Genomic DNA, 20,470 nt, shown 5'->3' with positions numbered 1-20,470 from the left:
AGGCAATGTCGTTGTGGGATAGAGCGATGCTGTCGAGACGTTTTATCATAGAAACCATCAACGACCAGTTAAAAAATATCTCTCAAATAGAGCACTCAAGACACCGCAGCGTGCATGGTTTTATGCTCAATATGATTGCGGGACTCATCGCCTATCAATTGAAAGACAATAAGCCACAACTGAACCTCACTAATGCGGAGTTTAATGCTATTACAGTTATGGCTAGTTAAACCGATCTCAGGTTACTTAAAAAGCACAGTGGATGTATAAGCACTACAATCAATTATTGACCAAACCTGCGCAGCTAAACGACTCAAAAATAAAACCTAGTCGAATTAACTGTCCAGCCCGATAATTAAAACTGAGCATTTTAATAGGCAAGATGAATGAGGCTGATACTGATCATTGTCATTTCATGCTTATTTCTGTCCCAAGCAAGGGCAGAAACCTCTGCTGTTGTCTGGCAAGCACACTGCCGCGATAGGCATCCTGTTATTTATGTCGAAAATGGTGAGTGCAAAGGCCCAGGTGCAGCTGTCATCAATGAAGTCATCGCCCGCCTAGGTCACAAGATAAATTGGAGTAATGTGCCTTGGGCACGCACAATTAAAGTGGCAGAAATGGGACAAGTCGACCTAATTCCTGTCCATTCGATGACGCCAGAGCGCAACGATTTTCTAGACCCTATGCTACTGGGATACGACAAGCGCTACGTCTATTACTTTGCCCTTGCGAATAGACAACTTGAAGTCAAACATTTCGATGAACTAAAACCTCATATCATTGGCGCACTTAGAGGCGCTTTTTACTGTCCGCAGTTTAATGACAATCAAAACCAACTAAAAGTGTCTTTTGTTAATGATAACGGTCAGTTAATCAATATGTTGAAGGTTGGACGTATCGATTTAGCCATCACCTCCGAACAGCATGAAATGCAATTTTTTGCCAAAGATCCCCAACTCAAACAGATGGCGTACGTAGATATCAGCAAAAATGGCCGCTATTTCAGTATTCCGCTCATGTCGCCGCAGCATCAATATGCCAAGCAAGTTCACCAGATAGTCGACGACATGCGTACCTCAGGTGAAATTACTCAACTATTTAAATCCTACGGCGTCGAGCCTCCACTTAATCTCACTGAATCGCCCTTAGCAACTCACTAATCTGAATGCTGATAACCCAAAACTAACTTGGAATTAATTCGACCGAGCGGCTAAATGCCGTAACAAGGTCGCCAATGTTGGCGCAACTGCCTGATGGGAGGGATAACACAAACCAATACGACGGAACATTCTCGGACCATCAAATTTCACTTGCTTGAGCCTAGGCTCATCTTCAATCAAACCATCGGGTAAAAAACTCACGCCAAATCCGGCTAACACTAGCGACATCACTAGAGATTTTGACTCAGCCTTAGCGACCAAATTAAGCGACATATTGCTGCACGCCAATAAACCTATCGTTTGCTGATGGGCTTCACAGGGTGGGCACTCAATAAAGTCAAAGCCATTGAGCTGCTCGGGACGTAGGCTATCTACTTGGGCGAGGGTATGATCCTTGGGGACGCAGAGTACATAATCCTCCTCCCACAGCGGAAAAAATACTTCATCTTCATGGCGTAAGCTGTCGATGCTTAAACGGCAATCTGCAGGGCTTTGATAGTCCACCAGTTCAAGATCGAGCTTATCAATGGCTTGATTCACCTGTTGTAAAAATCCTGCCAAACGCCGCTGGCTTAAGTCTGGCATCACAGCCAAACGTAGCTTTTGCCGGCTTGCCTTCGCCATAAACAAGCCTGGTAACTTACTCGCCTCCTCGACTAATTTAACTGCCAAAGGGTATAGATAGTGCGCGCTATCCAAAGGTTTAACGCCTTTTTTGCTGCGCTCAAATAACTGACCACCAAGCTCTTCTTCGAGTTGCTTTAACCCAGCAGACAGTGAAGGCTGGCTCACAAAGCAACGGTTAGCCGCCGAGGTAATATTGTTCTCTTCAAAAATTGCGATAAAGAAACGCAGCAAACGCAAATCGACCATTTAATCTTCTCCGACAACCGACGAGTTCAGCACAAATTTCAACAATAGTGCCATAGGCTGAGCCTATCATATCCAGCTGGAATAAGTATTTTTCGACTGAAAATCCCCAGCCTATACTGGTTAACAAGTTCAAGACGCCGAACAACAGTTTGTTTACGGCTTACATTGGCTCCAATTAATAGGAAATACTAATGAATCAAGTTACTAAATCACTGGTTGTCATCACGGGCGCTTCATCGGGTATTGGCGCCGCTATGGCCAAAAGCTTTAGCGCTGCAGGCCATCCGCTGCTATTACTGGCACGTCGGGTTGAAGCAATGCAAGCGCTTGAATTACCAAACAGCCTTTCTATCAGCGTCGATGTCACCGACGGCGCAGCTATTAAAACTGCCATAACCCAAGCAGAAGCACAATTTGGCCCGGTCGGCTGTCTTATCAATAACGCGGGAATCATGCTACTAGGCCAAATCGATGTGCAAGATCCCAATGAATGGAGCCGCATGCTCAATATCAATGTGATGGGCGTGCTTAATGGTATTCATGCGGTATTAGCCGACATGAAAGCTCGCAAAACTGGCACTATCATTAATGTCAGCTCAGTGGCGGGGCGTAAAACCTTTCCAAATCACGCCGCTTACTGCGCCACTAAATTTGCCGTGCACGCCTTAACAGAAAACATTCGTGAAGAAGTCGCCATGGATGACGTACGCCTTATCACTATCGCCCCCGGTGCCGTAGAAACTGAGCTGTTGAGCCATACCACCAGCGATGACATTAAAGCGGGTTACCATGACTGGAAAGAAGAAATGGGCGGCGTTATCGCCCCTGAAAACGTCGCCGCTGCTGCGCTGTTTGCATGGCAACAACCGCAAAATGTATGCGTACGCGAAATCGTTCTAGCACCAACGCGCCAGCAACCTTAACACGCAACATTACACAATAAAGAATATCAACCACGGCACTGACCGCCAGTGTTGTGGTTGAATCATGACTCACAAATGAGCTTGAGCAATTAACCCAATGCAGCCGCAATAAACACAGGTGCAGACAATTAGACTCAACCATTCTTCGGCCTTGCCCCAGTTTGTCTCATTGAGTAACTCAATACGGTAGTTTGACTCTGTTTACCCCCCAAATCATCTGATTTTTATGGCATTTATTTTGCGTAGTCATAGCGTGTTCAATTACGGCAATCAGTATGACCTCGGGCAAAATTTCCCAAACAGTATCCAATCCTTCATTCAACCGTTTACTCGGTGAAACCAGTGGCGCTTTTGCCGACTTAGGCACTTTTTTACCTTTAGTGCTAGGGCTAATTGCCCTAAATCAATTTTCGCCTCAAGGGATATTTTTGGGGTTTGGTCTATTCGCTATTCTCAGCGCGCTGTTTTACCGTCGCCCGATTCCGGTACAACCGATGAAAGTCATCGCTGCACTGGTGATCGCTCAGGGCTTAACCCCAGGCATGTTGCAGGCAAGCGCCATGTTAATGGGCATTATCCTGTTAATTCTCGCCTTTAGCGGCGCCATCACTTGGTTAGCCAAACAGTTATCCCAAGCTGTGAGTGTTGGTATTCAACTCGCCATAGGTCTGCAACTGATGTGGATGGGCACTAAGATGATCAGTGAATTTTGGCTGGTTGGCGTGGGGGCATTTGTACTGTTATTTATCAGTAAATTTTTGCCGCTGCGCTACCTTGCCATGCCCTTAGTCATAGCAGCGGGGATGATTTGGCAAGCAAGTACACAAACTAGTTTAGCCACTAACTTTGATATTCAAGCAATGACAGCGCCATTTCAATTGGCTTGGCCGACATCAGTTGAATGGACCTCTGCCGCCCTTTTGTTGGTTTTGCCACAACTGGCATTAACTTTAACCAATGCGGTCATTGCCACGTCTGTAATGGCACAGGAGAAATTCCCTGAAGATGCCGCCAAACTCACGCCCAAAAACTTCGCCATTAGCTCTGGTCTTGCCAACTTATTGCTCGCGCCCTTTGGTGCCTCGGCAATGTGCCACGGTGCGGGCGGACTTGCGGTGCAATACCATTTTGGTGCTCGCACTTATCTGGCGCCGTTAATTTTTGGCAGTACGTGCTTAATGATAGCCCTGTGCTGGGGTACTAATATCGCTTGGCTATTAAGCCTTATTCCTATGGCAATCCTCGGCAGTTTACTGACCACTGCGGGGCTGCAACTGGCGTGGTCGAAACGCTTAATCGATGGTAAGCCCTTCTGTATCTTTGTGATTTTATCAACCGCGGTGACTTGCCTCGCCATCAACGCCGCTGCGGGACTTGCCGTGGGGATAATTCTGGAGCAAGGTCGTCGCACTTGGGCCATGTTGGCCATGCGTTAATCGCTTCCGACTCGCAGTAATAAGGGTTCCCAAAAACAAAAAGCGCGTTAAACAACGCGCTTTTTGTTAACCATTAAAACCTCTTCCAACAAAGCTACAGCAGGCTAAAATGTTCTTGCAGGATTGGTCGGTGTGTCCTTTTGCGCCAGCGCCCATTTAGCAATGGCATCTTTACGCATAAAGCCTACATTGGTGTGATCTTTAGCGTACTGAATAAACTTATCTAAAGCGGTCACAAGTCCAGGAGCGCCACCAATACGGTCGTGCACACTGATCGACATCATCCGTCGCTGCGTCGAACCTTCTTGATAGAGCATATCGAACTCATCCTTTAGTTCCTGCAAAAAAGCCGCGGCCGTCATAGCAGTGTTGCCACCAAAACGTCCGATATCATTGTTACGTAAAGTGTAAGGCACAACCGCAAAGGGCTTATTTCCTACAGGGATAATTGAAGGTTCGTCCCGCGATAGGTCATCAATGTGATAAATAAAACCTAAGTCCTGCAAAATATTGAGGGTTTGAGTGCTATGGCGCATCCAAAAGGCATTAAAACCTAAGGGGCGCTGACCAGTGATCCTTTGCAGCGTCTCAATACTCGCCACATAGGAGGCGCGTTCCTCTGCTGGCGACATGCTGTATTGTGGCGTCCACGTTTGTCCGTGACCCGAAATCTCATGCCCCTCATCTGCAACTTGTTTGGCAAGTTGAGGATGTAGCTCGGCGGCGCGCCCAACCATGTGAGAAGTCACCTTGATATTGTGCTTACGCCACAAGCGCAGCAGCCTTGGGATACCTTCGTTCATACCGTAGTCGTACCAAGTCGGGGTGATGGTATCTGGATAGCCCTTTTCCATCGGCGGAAACGGCCCTTCGGCATTTTTATCTTGAGCACCTGCTTCAAACTGCATTGAGATTGAAATCACTAACTGCTCACCACTTGGCCAAAATATTTTGTTCATCCCACTGCCACCTGAACTTTTGGAGTCATTTTCTAAGGTATCTAATGATGGTAAACCAATAGCAAGCGCCGTTTGGCTTAGGCCGAACCCAGCAGCGATGGCGCCACCTGCCATTAAAAATCGTCGACGTTGATTCATGATTGAGTCCCTGCAGCTAATTGAGAAAATAGCGTTTGATAATCTTCGAGGTGCCAGTTATCTGTGATGAAACCATCCCGTACTCGATACATGTCAACAGCACGAAAATCGATTTTCTGCCCTTGGCCTTTTTGCTCACCAAAGACACCAGTAAAGCGGCCATTAAAACGCAGACGTACCACTGCACGATCGCCAACGACTAGCAAATGCTCAACTGAAACAGAGAGATCGGGGACCGCTGCCCTAAATGCCTTTGAGGCTTCGAGTGGACCCGTGATTCCCTGTGCGCGGCCAGCGGGCAGAGTACGGTCGATAAAACCAGTCGCCAATGCGCCGTGGGCAAAACTTGCATCGCCCGTGTGCCAAAAACTGGCATATAACAAAGCGGCGCGGGCGATAGCTTGTGCCTGCGGTGATTCATCAGAAATCGTTTCCATTGCCGCCACTTTTGGCACTAACGCCGCTCGCACTTTAGCACTATCCTGTGTTGTTGCCCCTTGAGCGGCTAACGCATCCATGCTCAGACTTGCTAAGCTAAAACCCACAATAGCGATACCTATAAAGCCTGAAAACCATAGACTTAAGCTGAGCCAAGCGGGTAAGCGTTGAACATACAAAGTGTTAACCCGATCCATTATGCCACCTCATCGTCAGCGGATCGGATGACGGCTCTCAATGCTTCGTTGTGTGTAGGATAATCGGTATAACCCGCCGCACTACCGCCAAACAAGGGGCCTTTGTCGAATGCAGATAAAGGCAATTGATGCATTAAACGGTAAGGCAAATCAGGATTCGCAATAAAAGGTCGACCGAAGGCAACTAAGTCCGCATAACCGTTATCAATCACTTCATTGGCACGCGCCACATCATAGCGACCCGCAACAATAATGCTGCCCTTAAAGACTTTACGCAGCTCGACTCTAAAGGACTCTGGCACCTGCGGTGCATCATCCCAATCAGCCTCTGAAAGATGTAAATATGCCACGCCCAATGCCGATAAATGCTTAGCCGCTAACAGAATAGTGTCTACAATTTCAGGACACGCCATATCTTTAAACGTCACGTAAGGGGCGAGGCGAACCCCGACTTTATCGGCACCAATTTTCGCACTCACGGCTTGGACAATTTCGAGTAAAAAACGAATGCGATTTTCCTGAGTACCGCCGTAGGCATCAGTTCTGTGGTTTGAATTGGTGCGTAAAAACTGGTCAATCAGATAACCATTGCCGCCGTGAATTTCGATGCCATCAAAACCCGCCGCAACCGCATTCACACCCGCCTGTGCAAAATCGGCCACAACACGGTCGATATCCGCTTGCACCATAGCCCTAGGTTCTGGGCAATCCACCATTTGCCCTTCAGGATGCGCTTCATCCACAATCCATACTTTAGTGCCAACGGGCGCAATAGCTGATGGCGCAATCGGGGCATTACCCTGCTGAAAAATCGGGTGCGATACACGGCCAACATGCCAAATTTGATTAAAGATTTTACCACCAGCCTGATGCACTGCCGCTGTGACTTTTTTCCAGCCCTCAATTTGCTCCGCGGTATACACGCCCGGCGTAAATGAATAACCTTGGCTGTCATCGGAGATTTGTGTCGCTTCTGTGATGATTAACCCCGCCGAGGCGCGCTGGGCATAATATTGCGCCATCAGATCATTAGGAATATTACCTGGCTGCGTAGTACGCGCCCGAGTCATAGGGGCCATCACGATGCGATTGTTTAATGCCAGTGACGCTAATTTGTAAGACATGAATAGACTCATACACACTCCGAACCAGAAATTAAGATGAAACATCAGTGGTGCAATTGTGCATTAGTTAATCTATATTGATAATCAGGCTATTATTAAAATCATTTTCAAAAATAATTTGATATGTATCATTTAAACGATCTGCAATTAGCGCTGCGTATCGCAGCCTTAGAAAGTCTCTCGGCAGCCAGTAAAGAAATAGGCATGACGCCGGCAGCGGCAAGTGCCGCGCTGCAAAGATTAGAGAAAAAGCTAGGATGTCAGCTATTTGCTCGCTCGACGCGGCGCTTACAGCTCACAGAAGAAGGGCGGATCTTTCTCGATTCGGCGAAACCCGCACTGGCGATTCTCGAAACCGCCAGCGCCAATTTAGCCGAACACAGGGGTGAGCTTAAGGGCGAAGTACGCCTCGCGTTACCTTCGGATATTGGTCGCAGCCAGATCCGTGCTTGGCTCGATGAATTGATGGACAGCGCCCCAGAACTGACAGTGCAGCTGTATTTTGGCGATCATATGACAGACTTAATCGACCAAAATATCCATTTAGCTTTGCGCTATGGGCAGCTTGACGACTCAAACCTTAAAAGGCGTCAGCTAGCCATGACCCCAAGGGTACTGGTCGCCTCACCCGCTTATCTGGCACAACACGGCACACCAAGCACGCTAAATGAACTGAGCCAACACGCAGTACTGATCTTAAATCGCGGCGGTGAGCCGTGGCAGAAATGGAAGTTAAGTCATAACGGCGCACCCGTTGAAATCGAAGTCAGGGGCCGACGTTTCTGTAACGATGGCGCAGTGATCCGCGACTGGGCACTCTCAGGTCGTGGAATTGCCTATAAGAGTTGGCTCGATGTAGCGCAAGATGTGACCGAAGGCAGACTCCACTTAGTGCTAGCCGATAAAATAGCCCCGCCTATCCCACTGCAATTGGTATACCTACAAACCGATTATCCCAGCCATAAGATACGGCGCACCATAGAGTTTTTAGTGGAAAAGCTCAGCCAGTTCTCCCAAAGCTATCCACTGCCCTAATGGTAATTTATTCCTTGGGAAGAACGACTGTCACCACACAGCCCTGTTGCCAAGGGAGTAAAGCTTGCGTAGATTGCTGACAGTTTTCGATTTGAATGCTGCCGTGATGGCGGGTAACCACATCCTTACAGATGGCTAAGCCAAGGCCTAATCCCGCATCTTTGGTTGAGGCAAAAGATGCCATCAACTCACTCGCCTGCCCCTGTAGCCCTTCGCCATTATCAATAACTAACACTTTGATTTCATTTGGATGATAATAGATATCGATCCATAATTGACGCACACGATTATCGCCGCAGGTTTCTAGCGCATCTAAGCTATTTTTTACTAAATTGACCCACATTTGACTTAAACCAACGCTATCGCCCATCAGTTCAAAGGGCTCACCCTGCACTCGCACATTCACTTGCACATTCGCGCGGTCTAGCTCGCGCCGCAACAGAGCTAAAGCTTCTTTCACCACTGGCACTATATCTAAAGGTTCGGTCTTGGCCTGACGCCGCTTGAGTAAACCGCGAATACGATGCACAACCGCTCCGGCGCGAATCGACTGCGCATTAATTTTACCGAGTACATCATAGAGTTCCGGATTATCTTGCCCAAGCCTTTCCAGTTGTAGCATGGCACCTTCGCTGTATTGGGTAATGGCGGCTATGGGTTGATTGAGTTCATGGGCAAGTCCGGCACCTATTTCCCCAAGAATCGCCGCACTTTGCAGTCGCTCAAGCTGCAGTGCCTTGTCCTTTAATTGACGCTCAGTGCTAACTAAAAACTCACTTTTCTGGCGAAACTTATATTCAAGCCACAGGTGATAAATGGTGGAAATAATGAAAATTAACAACAGTGCGCCACCCCATTCTTTATTTTTTGCCATCCATTTGTATACGGTTTGATAAAGTGGTGGTGATGCTCCCTGTAGTTGTAATTCTTTAAATAACTCAATCACTTTTAACTGGCTTACGGGCGCAGTCCAGCCCAAAGTATCGGCGGTAATTGCTGCAATATGATCGGCGGGTAAATCGAATAAGGCGCGGGTAATCGCCATCGTTAGCTTAGGAGAAACCGTATCCGCTGCAGCGAATGACCAGTTTGGGTATAACTGAGTGCTCACCTCGCAATCATATCCTGCAGGTGTTGCAGGATGGATAACCCGATAATCACCCTGATTAACAAGACCCGTTACGATCATTTCCTCTAAGGTACAAAAAGGTGCTATTGCGGCGTCGGCACTGCCATCTCTGACTTGATAGATAAGCGGTTCTAACGGGAAACCGAGGAAGCGCACTTGCCCAAAAAACTGTTCGGGTAAAAAACCCATTTTATGCAGTAACCCCATGGCCGCTTGATACCCCCCCAAAGCTTGCGGATCACTGGCAACCACATTGCGCCCGCGCAAATCCTGCAAGGTGCGGATAGGGCTGTCGGCGCGGACAATAATGGTCGCGCCTATGGTAAAAGTGCTGCCTTGATGCTTACGGCTCTTCATTGTCGCAAGCCAAGACAGCGGGAAGTTGTTACTTAGATGCAGATATTGCCCAGGGTTCGTGACGATAAACTGCAAATCATGCTCAAGTAACTGACTACGCATGCCATTAAAATCCACAGGCACGACTTCAAAATGACTATTAGGTACTTGCTCACTGAGGTAATCCATCATAGGTTGCCAACGCTGCTTGGCCTGTAACACGCCATGATTTGCCAGCACTCCGACTCTAAAATGGTTCACTTCTGTCGCTTCGTTGGCATAGGACGAATTAAGCCCAATGACACTCAACAAGCATCCCATCAATATCGCTTTACACCAAGAGTCAATCGTCATCGCCTCTATTACCCACTCTTATATGTCATTGTCATGGAACGACTTTAGCTCGCAGATAAAAATCAAGCTGTGAAATGCCGCCAAACTCTGGTTTATGCCCAGAGGGAATCGGCTAATTTAGTGATGTATCTCCCAAGACCTAGGCTTAAAATTGAGCCCACTCTGTACCCAGCTTAAGCTAATAGCATGCTTACCGCCCCACAAGGAACACCATGTCAATAAAATTGCCACTCTATCTAGTCGATGACGATGAAGCGATTCTGGATTCACTGGGCTTTATGCTCGGACAATTTGGCTATCAAGTGCAAACCTTCAACAGCGGCCGCGACTTCCTTGAGCACTGTGCATTATCACAGGCGGGCTGCGTGATTTTAGATAGTCGAATGCCAGAAATCACCGGCCAAGAAGTGCAGCAAAAATTACTGGAAACCCACAGCCCGCTAGGCGTGATATTTCTCACTGGCCACGGCGATTTACCTATGGCGTTAAGCGCCTTTCGTAAGGGGGCCTGCGATTTTTTTCAAAAACCCGTATCGGGTAAGGCATTAGTACAAGCGATTGAAAAGGCGCAGCGTGAAAGCCAAGCGGCCTTCGAGCAGCAAAGTCTGCAGCATAAGTTTGACCAACTGACCGAGCGCGAACAGCAAGTGTTAGCCCATGTGATCCAAGGCATGACTAACAAGCAAATCTCGGAGGCGATGTTTTTATCCCTGCGCACGATTGAAGTACACCGCGCAAAAATCATGAAAAAGCTCGAAGTGAACAATATGGCAGAGCTAGTGCAGCACTTAGGCAATCTGAATTCTGTCTTATAAGTCAATCACCCGTGGTCACTAAACAATTGTTAAGCCTTCTCGCCACGCATAAGGATTTAACCGTTAAACCCTTTTTACCCCGACCATTCAAGATACCGTAACTACACAGTTTTCATCCAACCTGCGACAAGCTGTCGCAGTTTGTGCATTTGGCTTTGTTAAATATCGTAGCAGCCCGCACAATCACGCCATAGGTTCCTTCCTTTGTGCCCCGCAGGCGCTCAAGAAATCCACTGCTTTTTGAACCTCCACCCGAGGGTAACTATACCCTCGGGGATTTTTTTGCTTCCATCTGCGAATGCCTTCCTCCAAGATAACAACTAAAATGGAAATGGAACGATCCAATTCTAGTTCCGTCTGCAAAGCAGTTATATACTTTCCAACCGTCTCAAATAATAAGAATCATGGAAGAGCGAATGTTCAAACCTTTAACATTACTCAGCTTTAGCACCTTAGTCTTGGCCAGTATGAGTGGCTGCGTTGGACCACTTAATTCAAAATGTGATACAAATTCCCCCTACAGCAAACAAGAATGCAATGCAGCCGACGCCGCAGTTTATGTTGCAGCCGCCATATTGGAAGGCCCAGATAAAGGTCAAACGTGTAACGATATGTCGGGCAAAGCAAAACAAGACTGCCTCGCTCAACAACAAGCACTGAAAGAATCATTAGAGAAACACGCTCGAAAATAGCATTAAGGAAGATGAATGAAAGCCTCCGTTTTTATTGCCGCGACCCTCGACGGTTATATCGCAACGCCCGATGGGGATATCGACTTTTTAAATCAGCACCCCAGTACTAATCCCGATGAAGACTTTGGTTATCATGCCTTTATCGACACTATTGATGCGATTGTAATGGGACGAAAAAGCTTTGAAAAAGTCCTCTCCTTCGATTGTGATTGGCCCTATGTAAATATCCCAGTGTTTGTATTAAGTCGCAGCGGCGTAACAGTACCGTCGGCGTTAAGTGAGCACGTACAAGTGCTAAATGGCGATGCGGCAAGCATTAGCGAACAACTCAAAACCCGTGGCTTCAAACATCACTATATCGATGGTGGCCAAACAATCCAAGGCTTTTTAGCGGCGGGGCTAATTCAGGAACTCACGCTCACTCGCATCCCCACTTTACTGGGTAAAGGTATTCCCCTCTTTGGCGACTTAGCTCAAGCGATTCAATTAATGCCAATTCACACGCAGCAATACGACAATGGCTACGTACAAACCCGCTATCGTGTTATAGACAAAATGGCTTTATAAGCCGTTTACATTCGGCAGATGGCATTGAAAGGTGAAGTGATGGCTTGCCATTTTGCGGCTTGCCATCTTACTGTAGAGCCATGTAACAACAATGTTAAACAACTAAATATTATCAATGACTTACTGATTGCAAATCAAAGTTCCGTTAGAATATTGTCCTCTAACAGATAGGTGAGCAATATGAGTCGTTTGCAGTCATCGAAGGGCTTTACATTAATTGAGCTGGTTGTGGTCATTATCATCCTTGGGATCTTGGCCGTCGTCGCAGCACCACGGTTTTTAAACCTAGGCCAAGATGCCCACGATGCCAGAGCCAAAACCACATTTGCGGCCTTTACCTCTGGTGTTAAGCTTTATCACAGTTGCAGGCTTGCGGGCGGTCACTCAGGTTATACCCAAGATCTCGCCTGTTATGGTGACGGAAAACTCGACTCGACCACCACAGGATTTCCACTGGGAATAGAGACTGCAACCGCTGATGCCGGTGCTAAATTGCAGGGCGATTATTGTGGTCAGTTATGGCAAGGTCTTTTGGCTAATAATGAATTTGTCATTGCCGATCAATACTCTTGGCGCACAGTTCCCAATGTCGACATTGTTTACTGGTATGGTGCCGTCGACATTACCGATCCCAATGCTTACTGCATTTTCAACTATGTCTCTGACGATCGCAGCTTCGGCAGTGAAAACTGGGATCTTAAATACTATCCCTTCGATGGCCGCACTATTGTAGGTCGATCCACCCTTTCCCAGTAAGCGCTTATTTTTATTGCTAAAGGAGCGCGAAAGATCGCAAACTCCTTTGGCATTTGCCGCGATTACTTGAATTATTGTCATCCATCCCCATATATATCCCATCATCCACCGCAACTTTTGCTGCGGGCCAGAAGAGGATTCATTGTGACCACTATCGTATCAGTACGCCGTAATAATCAAGTTGTCATCGCCGGCGATGGCCAAGTCTCCCTAGGCAATACCGTCATGAAAGGTAACGCCAAAAAAGTGCGTCGCTTATATCACAACAAGGTACTGGCAGGTTTTGCAGGCGGCACCGCCGATGCTTTCACCCTATTCGAGCGTTTTGAGGCCAAACTTGAAATGCACCAAGGCCACTTATTGCGCTCAGCCGTTGAGCTAGCCAAAGATTGGCGTACCGACCGTATGCTGCGTAAACTCGAAGCCCTGTTAGTCGTGGCCGATGCGGAAACTTCGCTGATCATCACAGGTAATGGTGATGTCGTTCAGCCAGAACACGACTTAGTTGCCATTGGTTCAGGCGGCAACTATGCCCAAGCGGCGGCCCTTGCACTATTGCAAAATACTGAGCTGTCAGCCTTAGAAATCGCCGAAAAATCCCTGACTATTGCTGCGGATATCTGCGTATTCACCAATCAATTCAAAACGATTGAAGAACTCAATTACTAAACAGCCCGTGAGGAATATTATGTCTGAAATGACCCCCCGTGAGATTGTCCACGAGCTGGATGCACACATTATTGGCCAACAAAAGGCCAAACGTTCTGTTGCTGTCGCCCTGCGTAACCGCTGGCGCCGGATGCAACTTGACGCGGATTTCCGTCAAGAAGTCACCCCAAAAAATATTCTGATGATTGGCCCAACGGGCGTTGGTAAAACTGAAATTGCCCGCCGTTTAGCCAAACTGGCGAACGCGCCTTTTATCAAGGTCGAAGCCACTAAATACACAGAAGTGGGTTATGTCGGTAAGGAAGTCGAGCAAATCATCCGCGACTTGACCGATATCGCCATCAAGCTGACCCGTGAACAGCAAATGGGCAAATGTCGCCAACGCGCTGAAGAAAATGCCGAAGAGCGCATTCTCGATGCCCTGTTGCCTAAGCCGAAAAACGACTGGGAAAGCACTGAAACCGATTCCAACTCAAATACCCGTCAAGTCTTCCGCAAAAAGCTACGCGAAGGCCAATTAGACGATAAAGAAATCGATATCGATGTAGCCCAACCGCAAATTGGTGTTGAAATCATGTCGCCTCCAGGCATGGAAGAAATGACCAACCAGCTGCAAAGTCTGTTTAAAAACATGGGCCAAGCACCAGCAAAACGTCGCAAGATGAAGATCAAAGAAGCCTTTAAGCTATTGATCGAAGAAGAAGCGGCCAAACTGGTCAATCAAGAAGATTTAAAAGAACAAGCCATTGAAATGGTTGAGCAACACGGCATAGTGTTCCTCGACGAAATCGACAAAATCTGTAAGCGCGGCGAAACCTCAGGCCCAGACGTTTCCCGTGAAGGCGTACAACGTGACTTACTGCCGCTGATCGAAGGCTGCACTGTCACCACAAAACACGGCATGGTAAAAACCGACCACATACTGTTTATCGCCTCTGGCGCATTCCAGATGTCTAAACCGTCGGATTTAATTCCTGAATTACAGGGTCGTTTACCGATCCGTGTCGAGTTAGATGCGCTATCAGCTAATGATTTTAAACGCATTTTAACCGAGCCACACGCCTCGCTCACCGAGCAATATATCGCGCTGATGGGCACAGAAGGCGTGAAAGTTGAATTCAGCGAATCGGGTATCGACAGCATTGCTAAAGCCGCATGGCAAGTGAACGAGCGCACCGAAAACATCGGTGCCCGTCGTTTACACACTGTGATGGAAAGACTGATGGAAGATATCTCCTACGAGGCATCGGAAAAATCGGGTTCCGCCTTTGTTATCGACGCAGACTATGTCAGCGCCCACTTAGATAACTTAGTCCAAGACGAAGATCTCAGCCGCTTTATCCTCTAGTACTAAACTGTTCACCGCCAAGCTCAAACGACTTGGCGGTAAACGACGACTCAAATGCAAAAGTGTGACTCAAACGAAAAAGCCTGACCAAGGTTCTCGCTTACCCTTTGTATCCTTGGCCGCGAGTGGTTACATTAGTCAGGTGTTATTTTAATGAGTCGTTATCCTATCCTTAGCATTTTCTTGGTAGCCAACCTATGACCACAGCAACGCCCAATGTCACCGATCTTAAACTGAAACGTAAATCACGCATTCTAGAAATCAGTTTCGACAATGGTGAGCAATATCAGCTCAGCTGCGAGATGCTCAGAGTCTACTCGCCCTCGGCCGAAGTGCATGGTCACGGTAATCCAAAGCTGGTCACCCACAAGAAAAACGTCAACATCAGCGCCATAGAACCCGTCGGTAATTACGCAGTGAAAATCGTCTTCGATGACGGCCACGACACAGGCCTATTCTCGTGGAAAGTCCTCTACGATCTCGCCACCCACCAAGTGGATCTATGGGAAAAATACCTCGCCCGCCTACGCGCAGAAAAAGCCTCACGCGAACCGCTGATTGCGATGAATATAAAGTACAACTAGTACGTTAGGTAAAATTGTGGAATGTAAACTCTAGAAACAGAGAATTTAACAATGGGTAGCTTGTGAAGCTGTGAGTTCTCTTACTGACTTGAGTATCAAAGGAAAGACCATGTCGGAAAAAATCCCCTGCCAAGAATGTAAAACCTTAATCCTTCCGAGTACCGCCGAGAAAAATGAGGGTTTATGCATGCCCTGCAAAAATGGCATACGTGCAAATCTCGAGCGTGCGAAGGAATACTACCAACAAGAGCGTGAACTCGATAAAACCTGTCCCTTTCGAGCCTTTTGGCGAGTTCTTGTTGTAAGGGTACATAACAAAGATCAAGGTTTTTATACGCTTAGACCAGAGGAACAAAACTACTATGCGGTGAACTGCTTATCTGGCGAAGTCTATAATGGTGGATTTATTCAGTATTTCGACAACTCTTCAGGTGAGCATTACGCCTTTGCTGAACGTGGACTTATCCAAATGGGAGCAAGCCACTCGTTAAACTTACTGCACCAAGCAAAACAGGCCGTGTTTGGCGAAAAGCCAGTACCAATCGACAGAGATCGTCGTTTAGCCGCAACCGATAACCAAGACCTGTACAGCGTACTCGATAAGCTCGATGACGAGTTTTATAAAGATCTAGATGATCTCGATGCCAAGCTTGAAAGCTACGCCCTTGATTACGGACTGGTAAATAAGACTTAACTGGCGATTGTCGGTAATCACTTACAGATAAAAGCTATCCTTGGCAGAAATAAGCATAATTGAGCCTATCTTGCTGACCCCATACCGCACTCCAGCCATTCACATCGCTCATATAAGCGAAATAAATGGACTGCGTTTTAAGACAAACATCTTGAAATGGCGCTTTATTCTTATTAATAAAATGCGCCGACCTAACCAGCACATCGGCACAAACGTCTTCATCCTCCACTAGCCAAATAAAATCATCACGCCATTCATCCAGTACTATCGCTGCCTCTGGGGAATAGAGTCTCAACTTATCTTGAGCGAGTACCATTTGCTCTGGAGTCACAGAACATGAAACCGCCAACTTATCGAATACACCTGAACCGCCAGCCCAAAAAGACAAATCAAATTCCAACCTATCCTCTAGCGGCGTAAAACCCAATAAATTTTCGATAATCATCAAACTTTTAGCTAAATCGGCATCTGGCCTTTGGTAACGCTTTTCAATCCCATCATATTCCCGCATACGAACTAAGCTCCTGCTGCGTTAAGTGACGCATTAAAATTGAGTAACATACTATAAAATAATAACTTTTTGATCAATGTACTCAACGATTAAGACTATTACGCCAGTGACTCGCCGACTTTGATGTAAAAATGAGTTATCCCTAAGCGCTCGATGGCGCCATTTGCAGCATAAGGAAGTGCGAACACCGCGAGCACATGGTCAAGGATAATGAAATGAAAATTATCAGGCCTACCATTTTAAATCAGCAACTTCATCAAGTAAGGCCTGTGATTTAAACCATCCCTCCTAAAAGCGGCCTGTACAGTTATTTTCTTGATTTTCTTGATTTTCTTGATTTGCTTGTCTTGCTATTAGCTCATTCAAACATCGCACTCTTTTGAAAACTTAGGCATGAAATATCGCATAATCGGCTGCGGTAAATTGCAATTGAATGCTTTAATCGGTTGACCTCATGCGCCTCAACTAACTCTCCTTAAACGGATTTTTGTGTTAATTCATCGCCTTTAAACAACTTATGCCACTGCTCCAGCACTTCTCAGTCAGTCCAACGATTGGCACTGTCGATATCGACCCGCAGCACCACATGTAGATGATTCGACATCACCGCAAAGGCTGCAACATCGATAGCAAAAACGGCTTCAAGTTCAAACAGTAGTGACTCAACCCAACTACAGCGATGGCCATAATTTTTCCCAGAATAGGCATCATCGCCACATAAAAAAGCACGCCGCACAACGCAGCTATAGCAATGGTAACAGGGAGTGTCTTCAAGGCTTATCTGAGTTCTGAGAGGACGCGGCATATAAACCTCCTTGTTTAATGCTTATAGTCGGAGGTTAACTACCACGCCATTTAAGCTGGGTGTCTTGAAAACAGCTTCTTTGTAGGCAACCTGAAAGTGCATTATATTGTTGCTCTAAAATGGATGGCCAGATTTATTATTAGCCCTGCATATGTGATAAAACAGTTAAACCTTCGCTGGAAACAAATCTTAGAAATGGAGTATTGTCAGTGACAACGAGAACGGAATTACTCAATAAATTAAGCGCCTTATCGACCGCCGATCCAGAGCACTGTCCGGTAGTGACATTAAATGAGTACTTTTTAGAAAACGAAGATGAAGAGTCTATCGCACCCAATAATTGGGGTTATGGTCGACCATCCATCAAAGAAATCTATCGTTGCTTGAAAGAAATCGAACATAGGTCAGATGTGCAAGGTGTTTATGTTGGGATGCACGATGAATGGTCCGAAGCACTTGAGGATGATGAGCTATGGCCTGCAGCTGAGAACATTCATATTCTTACCTGTGCGCCTCTGGCGGAAGTGGAAGAATGGATTGAAGGAATCGCAGCAGATGGAATGGGGACAGGCTGGCCCTATGGCGAACATCAACTATCCCCTAAGCCGTATGCTGGCTATCATGTCTATACAGTATATTGGGATTAGTGGTTAGCTATCTCACTGTTTATGTGAATTTTATTGCATCAGACAACCCCAAAACATCGGTCTAGGCCGATGTTTTTATATCTAAGGATACCCAATCTCATTTTTGTAATATAAAACGTGCTCCACCAGCCTTATTATATGAATTAGCTCTTGTTATTTAGACTCCCATTGTTAAATTTTAAAAATGGAGTGTTAGTACTCTTTTTAAATACTAACAAACAACACTAAAACTTCAGAAGTTCACCTTCACCTGCGAAGTTGCTGAAGGGCGTTGAAGAAAATCGCATGAGCGAGGCATGGATGCCGAGTTAGCTTTCGGATTCTTTATTTAATTAATAGGGATGTACCACCGTAAGCGTTAGCGATTTTGAATAAGCACGAAGCCCTGCTTATAAATAAAGAGTTAATGCATGTAACTTCGCTAGGGTGAGTGCTGCGAAACAGCGGTACAAACGAGAGCCAAGGATGACGAACTGGCAGTTAGACATGGACGTTGTTCGGCAAGGGCTCTTGATTGAGAATCAAGGGGTGAAGCCCCCGACTTTGACTTCGCTTTAAAAACTATCAAACCAAGTTTAGATAAACCTCCTTGTCGAAATCACGACAAATACCCTGCTTTGTGATCCTCACTGCAACCCAATTCGTAATGTCCGGCAATATCCCATCGCGAAATGCTTAACCGCGAAAGTCATTCAACGAGTCCACTTAATGCAATTACAGCAATTCCATACAGTCAGGTTAATTTTAGGCGATCAACTCAATGCCCAGCATTCTTGGTTTAACCGTGTTGATGATCAAGTGCTGTATGTGATTGCAGAATTGCACCAAGAAAACACTTATGTAACCCACCATGTGCAAAAAATATGTGCCTTCTTTGCGGCAATGGCGCAATTTGCCCAAGAGCTGCGTGCGCAAGGGCATCAAGTGCTTTATTTGAATCTAGATGACACTCATGATGGCACCCAAGGCTATAGCGATCTACTGACGCTAATTCAACATCAGGTAACACAGGTTGGCGCGATCAAGTTTGAATACCAAAGGCCTGATGAATACCGCCTGCTTGAGCAATTGAGCCAACTTAAGCTCAATACTGCCGTGGTGAACTGTGTCGATACAGAGCACTTTATCTTACCCTTTGACGAAATCGATGCGCAGTTCCCCGTCGGCAAACACATTATGATGGAGCACTTTTATCGCCGCATGCGTAAGCGTTACAACATCTTGATGCAAGACGAAAAGCCACTCGGTGGGCAATGGAACTTTGATGCCAACAACCGTCAGAAGCTTAAAACTCAGGATATAAAAGTCTTGCCTGAGCCATTAATGTTTAGCCTCGATGTAACTGAAATTCTCGCTAGGCTTGAGCGTCACCAAATCCCGACCATGGGTCGCATTGATGCGCAATTGCTGTGGCCGATAAACCGTGCGCAAAGCCTCGAATTATTAACGTATTTTTGTCAGGTTTGCTTGCCTTCCTTTGGCCGTTTTCAAGATGCCATGACAGCGCAACATCCTGCCAAGTGGAGCTTGTACCATAGTCGACTATCATTCAGCCTTAACAGTAAATTAATCAGCCCGTTAGAAGTCATCAATGCGGCCATCGACAGTTATCAAACGAATGCTGAGATTGATATCGCCCAAGTTGAAGGGTTTGTACGACAGATATTAGGTTGGCGAGAATATGTTCGCGGCATTTACTGGGCCAATATGCCGCAGTACGCCAGCACTAATGCTCTCGATGCCCATGGGACGCTGCCCGATTATTTTTGGCATGGCGACACTAAGATGAGCTGCATGCGACAAGCCTTATCCCAATCATTAGATTTTGCCTACGCCCATCATATTCAGCGCTTAATGGTGATCGGCAATTTCTGTTTATTGACCGAAATCGAGCCAAATCAAGTCGATGAGTGGTATTTAGGCGTGTATGTTGACGCCATCGAATGGGTTGAAATGCCCAATACCCGCGGCATGGCATTGTTTGCCGACGGCGGCATTGTCGGCACTAAACCCTACGCCGCCAGCGGCTCTTACATTAATAAAATGAGTGACTACTGCAGCGGGTGTCATTACAAGATAAAAGAGCGCAGCGGCGCACTTGCCTGCCCGTTCAATAGCTTTTATTGGCGCTTTATGGACAAACACCGCGCGCGATTGTCACAAAATCCTAGGATCGGCATGCTATACCAGACTTGGGACAAAATGGACGAGTCCGTAAGGAGTGCCATATTAGCCACAGCGGAACACAACCTCGTTCACCTAAACCGTTTGTAGCTG

At 46.7% G+C, this 20,470-nt stretch carries 21 protein-coding genes and 1 pseudogene; 15 read left to right on the top strand and 7 right to left on the bottom strand.

The annotated features are described in order from the left end of the window. Both L5L77_RS19295 and L5L77_RS19290 read left to right on the top strand, forming a co-directional pair. Nucleotides 1–230, top strand: a 230-nt coding sequence (locus L5L77_RS19295; protein WP_263222740.1) for a transposase, incomplete at its 5' end; no start/stop codon positions are given. Nucleotides 231–386: 156 nt separating this feature from the next. Beyond that, on the top strand, nt 387–1,163 hold the full coding sequence (locus L5L77_RS19290) for a substrate-binding periplasmic protein (protein WP_263176133.1): 777 nt from the start codon (nt 387–389) through the stop codon (nt 1,161–1,163). 33 nt (nt 1,164–1,196) lie between these two features. Here the strand turns inward: L5L77_RS19290 and L5L77_RS19285 are convergent, their stop codons facing one another. After that, a complete protein-coding gene (locus L5L77_RS19285) occupies nt 1,197–2,036 on the bottom strand; it encodes a LysR family transcriptional regulator (RefSeq protein ID WP_212600507.1) in 840 nt (279 codons plus the stop codon). 191 nt (nt 2,037–2,227) lie between these two features. Between L5L77_RS19285 and L5L77_RS19280 the strand changes: the two genes are divergently transcribed. Together L5L77_RS19280 and L5L77_RS19275 are read left to right on the top strand one after the other, a co-directional pair. Further along, the gene (locus L5L77_RS19280) at nt 2,228–2,959 is read left to right on the top strand and encodes an SDR family oxidoreductase (RefSeq protein WP_105251250.1); all 732 of its coding nucleotides are present in this window, start codon (nt 2,228–2,230) and stop codon (nt 2,957–2,959) included. A 275-nt stretch (nt 2,960–3,234) separates the two neighbouring features. Beyond that, nucleotides 3,235–4,395 (top strand): putative sulfate/molybdate transporter, encoded by a 1,161-nt coding sequence (locus L5L77_RS19275; protein ID WP_263186339.1) that lies wholly within the window; start codon nt 3,235–3,237, stop codon nt 4,393–4,395. A 104-nt stretch (nt 4,396–4,499) separates the two neighbouring features. On the opposite strand, the gene L5L77_RS19270 is transcribed toward L5L77_RS19275, so the two are convergent. From L5L77_RS19270 to L5L77_RS19260, 3 genes are read right to left on the bottom strand one after another with little or no spacing between them, the layout of a single operon-like run. Beyond that, nucleotides 4,500–5,492 (bottom strand): polysaccharide deacetylase family protein, encoded by a 993-nt coding sequence (locus tag L5L77_RS19270; RefSeq protein ID WP_263172950.1) that lies wholly within the window; start codon nt 5,490–5,492, stop codon nt 4,500–4,502. Next, nucleotides 5,489–6,127, bottom strand: a complete 639-nt coding sequence (locus tag L5L77_RS19265) for an ester cyclase (RefSeq protein ID WP_219250692.1) — start codon at nt 6,125–6,127, stop codon at nt 5,489–5,491. Before L5L77_RS19265 ends, L5L77_RS19270 begins: the two co-directional genes overlap by 4 nt. Next, on the bottom strand, nt 6,127–7,263 hold the full coding sequence (locus tag L5L77_RS19260; RefSeq protein WP_212600502.1) for an alkene reductase: 1,137 nt from the start codon (nt 7,261–7,263) through the stop codon (nt 6,127–6,129). The genes L5L77_RS19265 and L5L77_RS19260 overlap by 1 nt, the downstream gene beginning before the upstream one ends. Nucleotides 7,264–7,374: 111 nt before the next feature. Between L5L77_RS19260 and L5L77_RS19255 the strand changes: the two genes are divergently transcribed. Continuing rightward, nucleotides 7,375–8,286, top strand: coding sequence for a LysR family transcriptional regulator (locus L5L77_RS19255; protein ID WP_263186338.1), 912 nt, complete (start codon nt 7,375–7,377; stop codon nt 8,284–8,286). 7 nt (nt 8,287–8,293) lie between these two features. On the opposite strand, the gene L5L77_RS19250 is transcribed toward L5L77_RS19255, so the two are convergent. Continuing rightward, the gene (locus L5L77_RS19250; protein WP_263223344.1) at nt 8,294–10,105 is read right to left on the bottom strand and encodes a PhnD/SsuA/transferrin family substrate-binding protein; all 1,812 of its coding nucleotides are present in this window, start codon (nt 10,103–10,105) and stop codon (nt 8,294–8,296) included. Nucleotides 10,106–10,317: 212 nt separating this feature from the next. Between L5L77_RS19250 and L5L77_RS19245 the strand changes: the two genes are divergently transcribed. The 8 genes from L5L77_RS19245 (at nt 10,318) to L5L77_RS19210 (ending at nt 16,230) form a co-directional block, all read left to right on the top strand. Continuing rightward, nucleotides 10,318–10,920 (top strand): response regulator transcription factor, encoded by a 603-nt coding sequence (locus L5L77_RS19245; protein ID WP_105251242.1) that lies wholly within the window; start codon nt 10,318–10,320, stop codon nt 10,918–10,920. Nucleotides 10,921–11,336: 416 nt separating this feature from the next. After that, nucleotides 11,337–11,612 carry a hypothetical protein gene (locus L5L77_RS19240; protein ID WP_263223343.1) on the top strand — a complete coding sequence of 92 codons (276 nt, stop codon included), beginning with the start codon at nt 11,337–11,339 and terminating at the stop codon, nt 11,610–11,612. Nucleotides 11,613–11,627: 15 nt separating this feature from the next. Beyond that, the gene (locus tag L5L77_RS19235) at nt 11,628–12,179 is read left to right on the top strand and encodes a dihydrofolate reductase family protein (protein WP_263223342.1); all 552 of its coding nucleotides are present in this window, start codon (nt 11,628–11,630) and stop codon (nt 12,177–12,179) included. Between the two features lie 180 nt (nt 12,180–12,359). Further along, nucleotides 12,360–12,935, top strand: a complete 576-nt coding sequence (locus tag L5L77_RS19230; RefSeq protein WP_263223341.1) for a type II secretion system protein — start codon at nt 12,360–12,362, stop codon at nt 12,933–12,935. Nucleotides 12,936–13,079: 144 nt separating this feature from the next. Continuing rightward, complete coding sequence (gene hslV, locus L5L77_RS19225) at nt 13,080–13,604, top strand: ATP-dependent protease subunit HslV (protein WP_006083300.1); 525 nt, start codon at nt 13,080–13,082, stop codon at nt 13,602–13,604. A gap of 19 nt (nt 13,605–13,623) precedes the next feature. Continuing rightward, entirely contained in the window at nt 13,624–14,952 is a 1,329-nt protein-coding gene (gene hslU, locus L5L77_RS19220) for an HslU--HslV peptidase ATPase subunit (protein ID WP_105251238.1), read from the top strand. Nucleotides 14,953–15,149: 197 nt separating this feature from the next. Then, entirely contained in the window at nt 15,150–15,536 is a 387-nt protein-coding gene (locus L5L77_RS19215; RefSeq protein WP_063883307.1) for a gamma-butyrobetaine hydroxylase-like domain-containing protein, read from the top strand. Between the two features lie 109 nt (nt 15,537–15,645). Then, nucleotides 15,646–16,230 (top strand): DMP19 family protein, encoded by a 585-nt coding sequence (locus tag L5L77_RS19210; RefSeq protein ID WP_263223340.1) that lies wholly within the window; start codon nt 15,646–15,648, stop codon nt 16,228–16,230. Between the two features lie 34 nt (nt 16,231–16,264). Here L5L77_RS19210 and L5L77_RS19205 read toward each other — a convergent pair whose 3' ends face one another. Both L5L77_RS19205 and L5L77_RS19200 read right to left on the bottom strand, forming a co-directional pair. Next, a complete protein-coding gene (locus L5L77_RS19205) occupies nt 16,265–16,741 on the bottom strand; it encodes a hypothetical protein (RefSeq protein WP_263147975.1) in 477 nt (158 codons plus the stop codon). A 291-nt stretch (nt 16,742–17,032) separates the two neighbouring features. Then, a pseudogene (locus L5L77_RS19200) lies at nt 17,033–17,546 on the bottom strand (transposase); the annotation flags it as partial. A 209-nt stretch (nt 17,547–17,755) separates the two neighbouring features. On the opposite strand from L5L77_RS19200, the gene L5L77_RS19195 reads away from it, so the two are divergent. Continuing rightward, nucleotides 17,756–18,193 (top strand): hypothetical protein, encoded by a 438-nt coding sequence (locus tag L5L77_RS19195; protein WP_113940113.1) that lies wholly within the window; start codon nt 17,756–17,758, stop codon nt 18,191–18,193. A gap of 708 nt (nt 18,194–18,901) precedes the next feature. Then, nucleotides 18,902–20,467 (top strand): cryptochrome/photolyase family protein, encoded by a 1,566-nt coding sequence (locus L5L77_RS19190; RefSeq protein ID WP_263142589.1) that lies wholly within the window; start codon nt 18,902–18,904, stop codon nt 20,465–20,467. The last annotated feature ends 3 nt before the right edge of the window (nt 20,468–20,470 follow it).

This window comes from Shewanella sp. SM29 (assembly GCF_025654245.1).
Classification (GTDB): domain Bacteria; phylum Pseudomonadota; class Gammaproteobacteria; order Enterobacterales; family Shewanellaceae; genus Shewanella; species Shewanella oncorhynchi.
The sequence above is the reverse complement of the archived record's forward strand: the minus strand, read 5'-3'. Positions and strand labels throughout refer to the sequence as shown.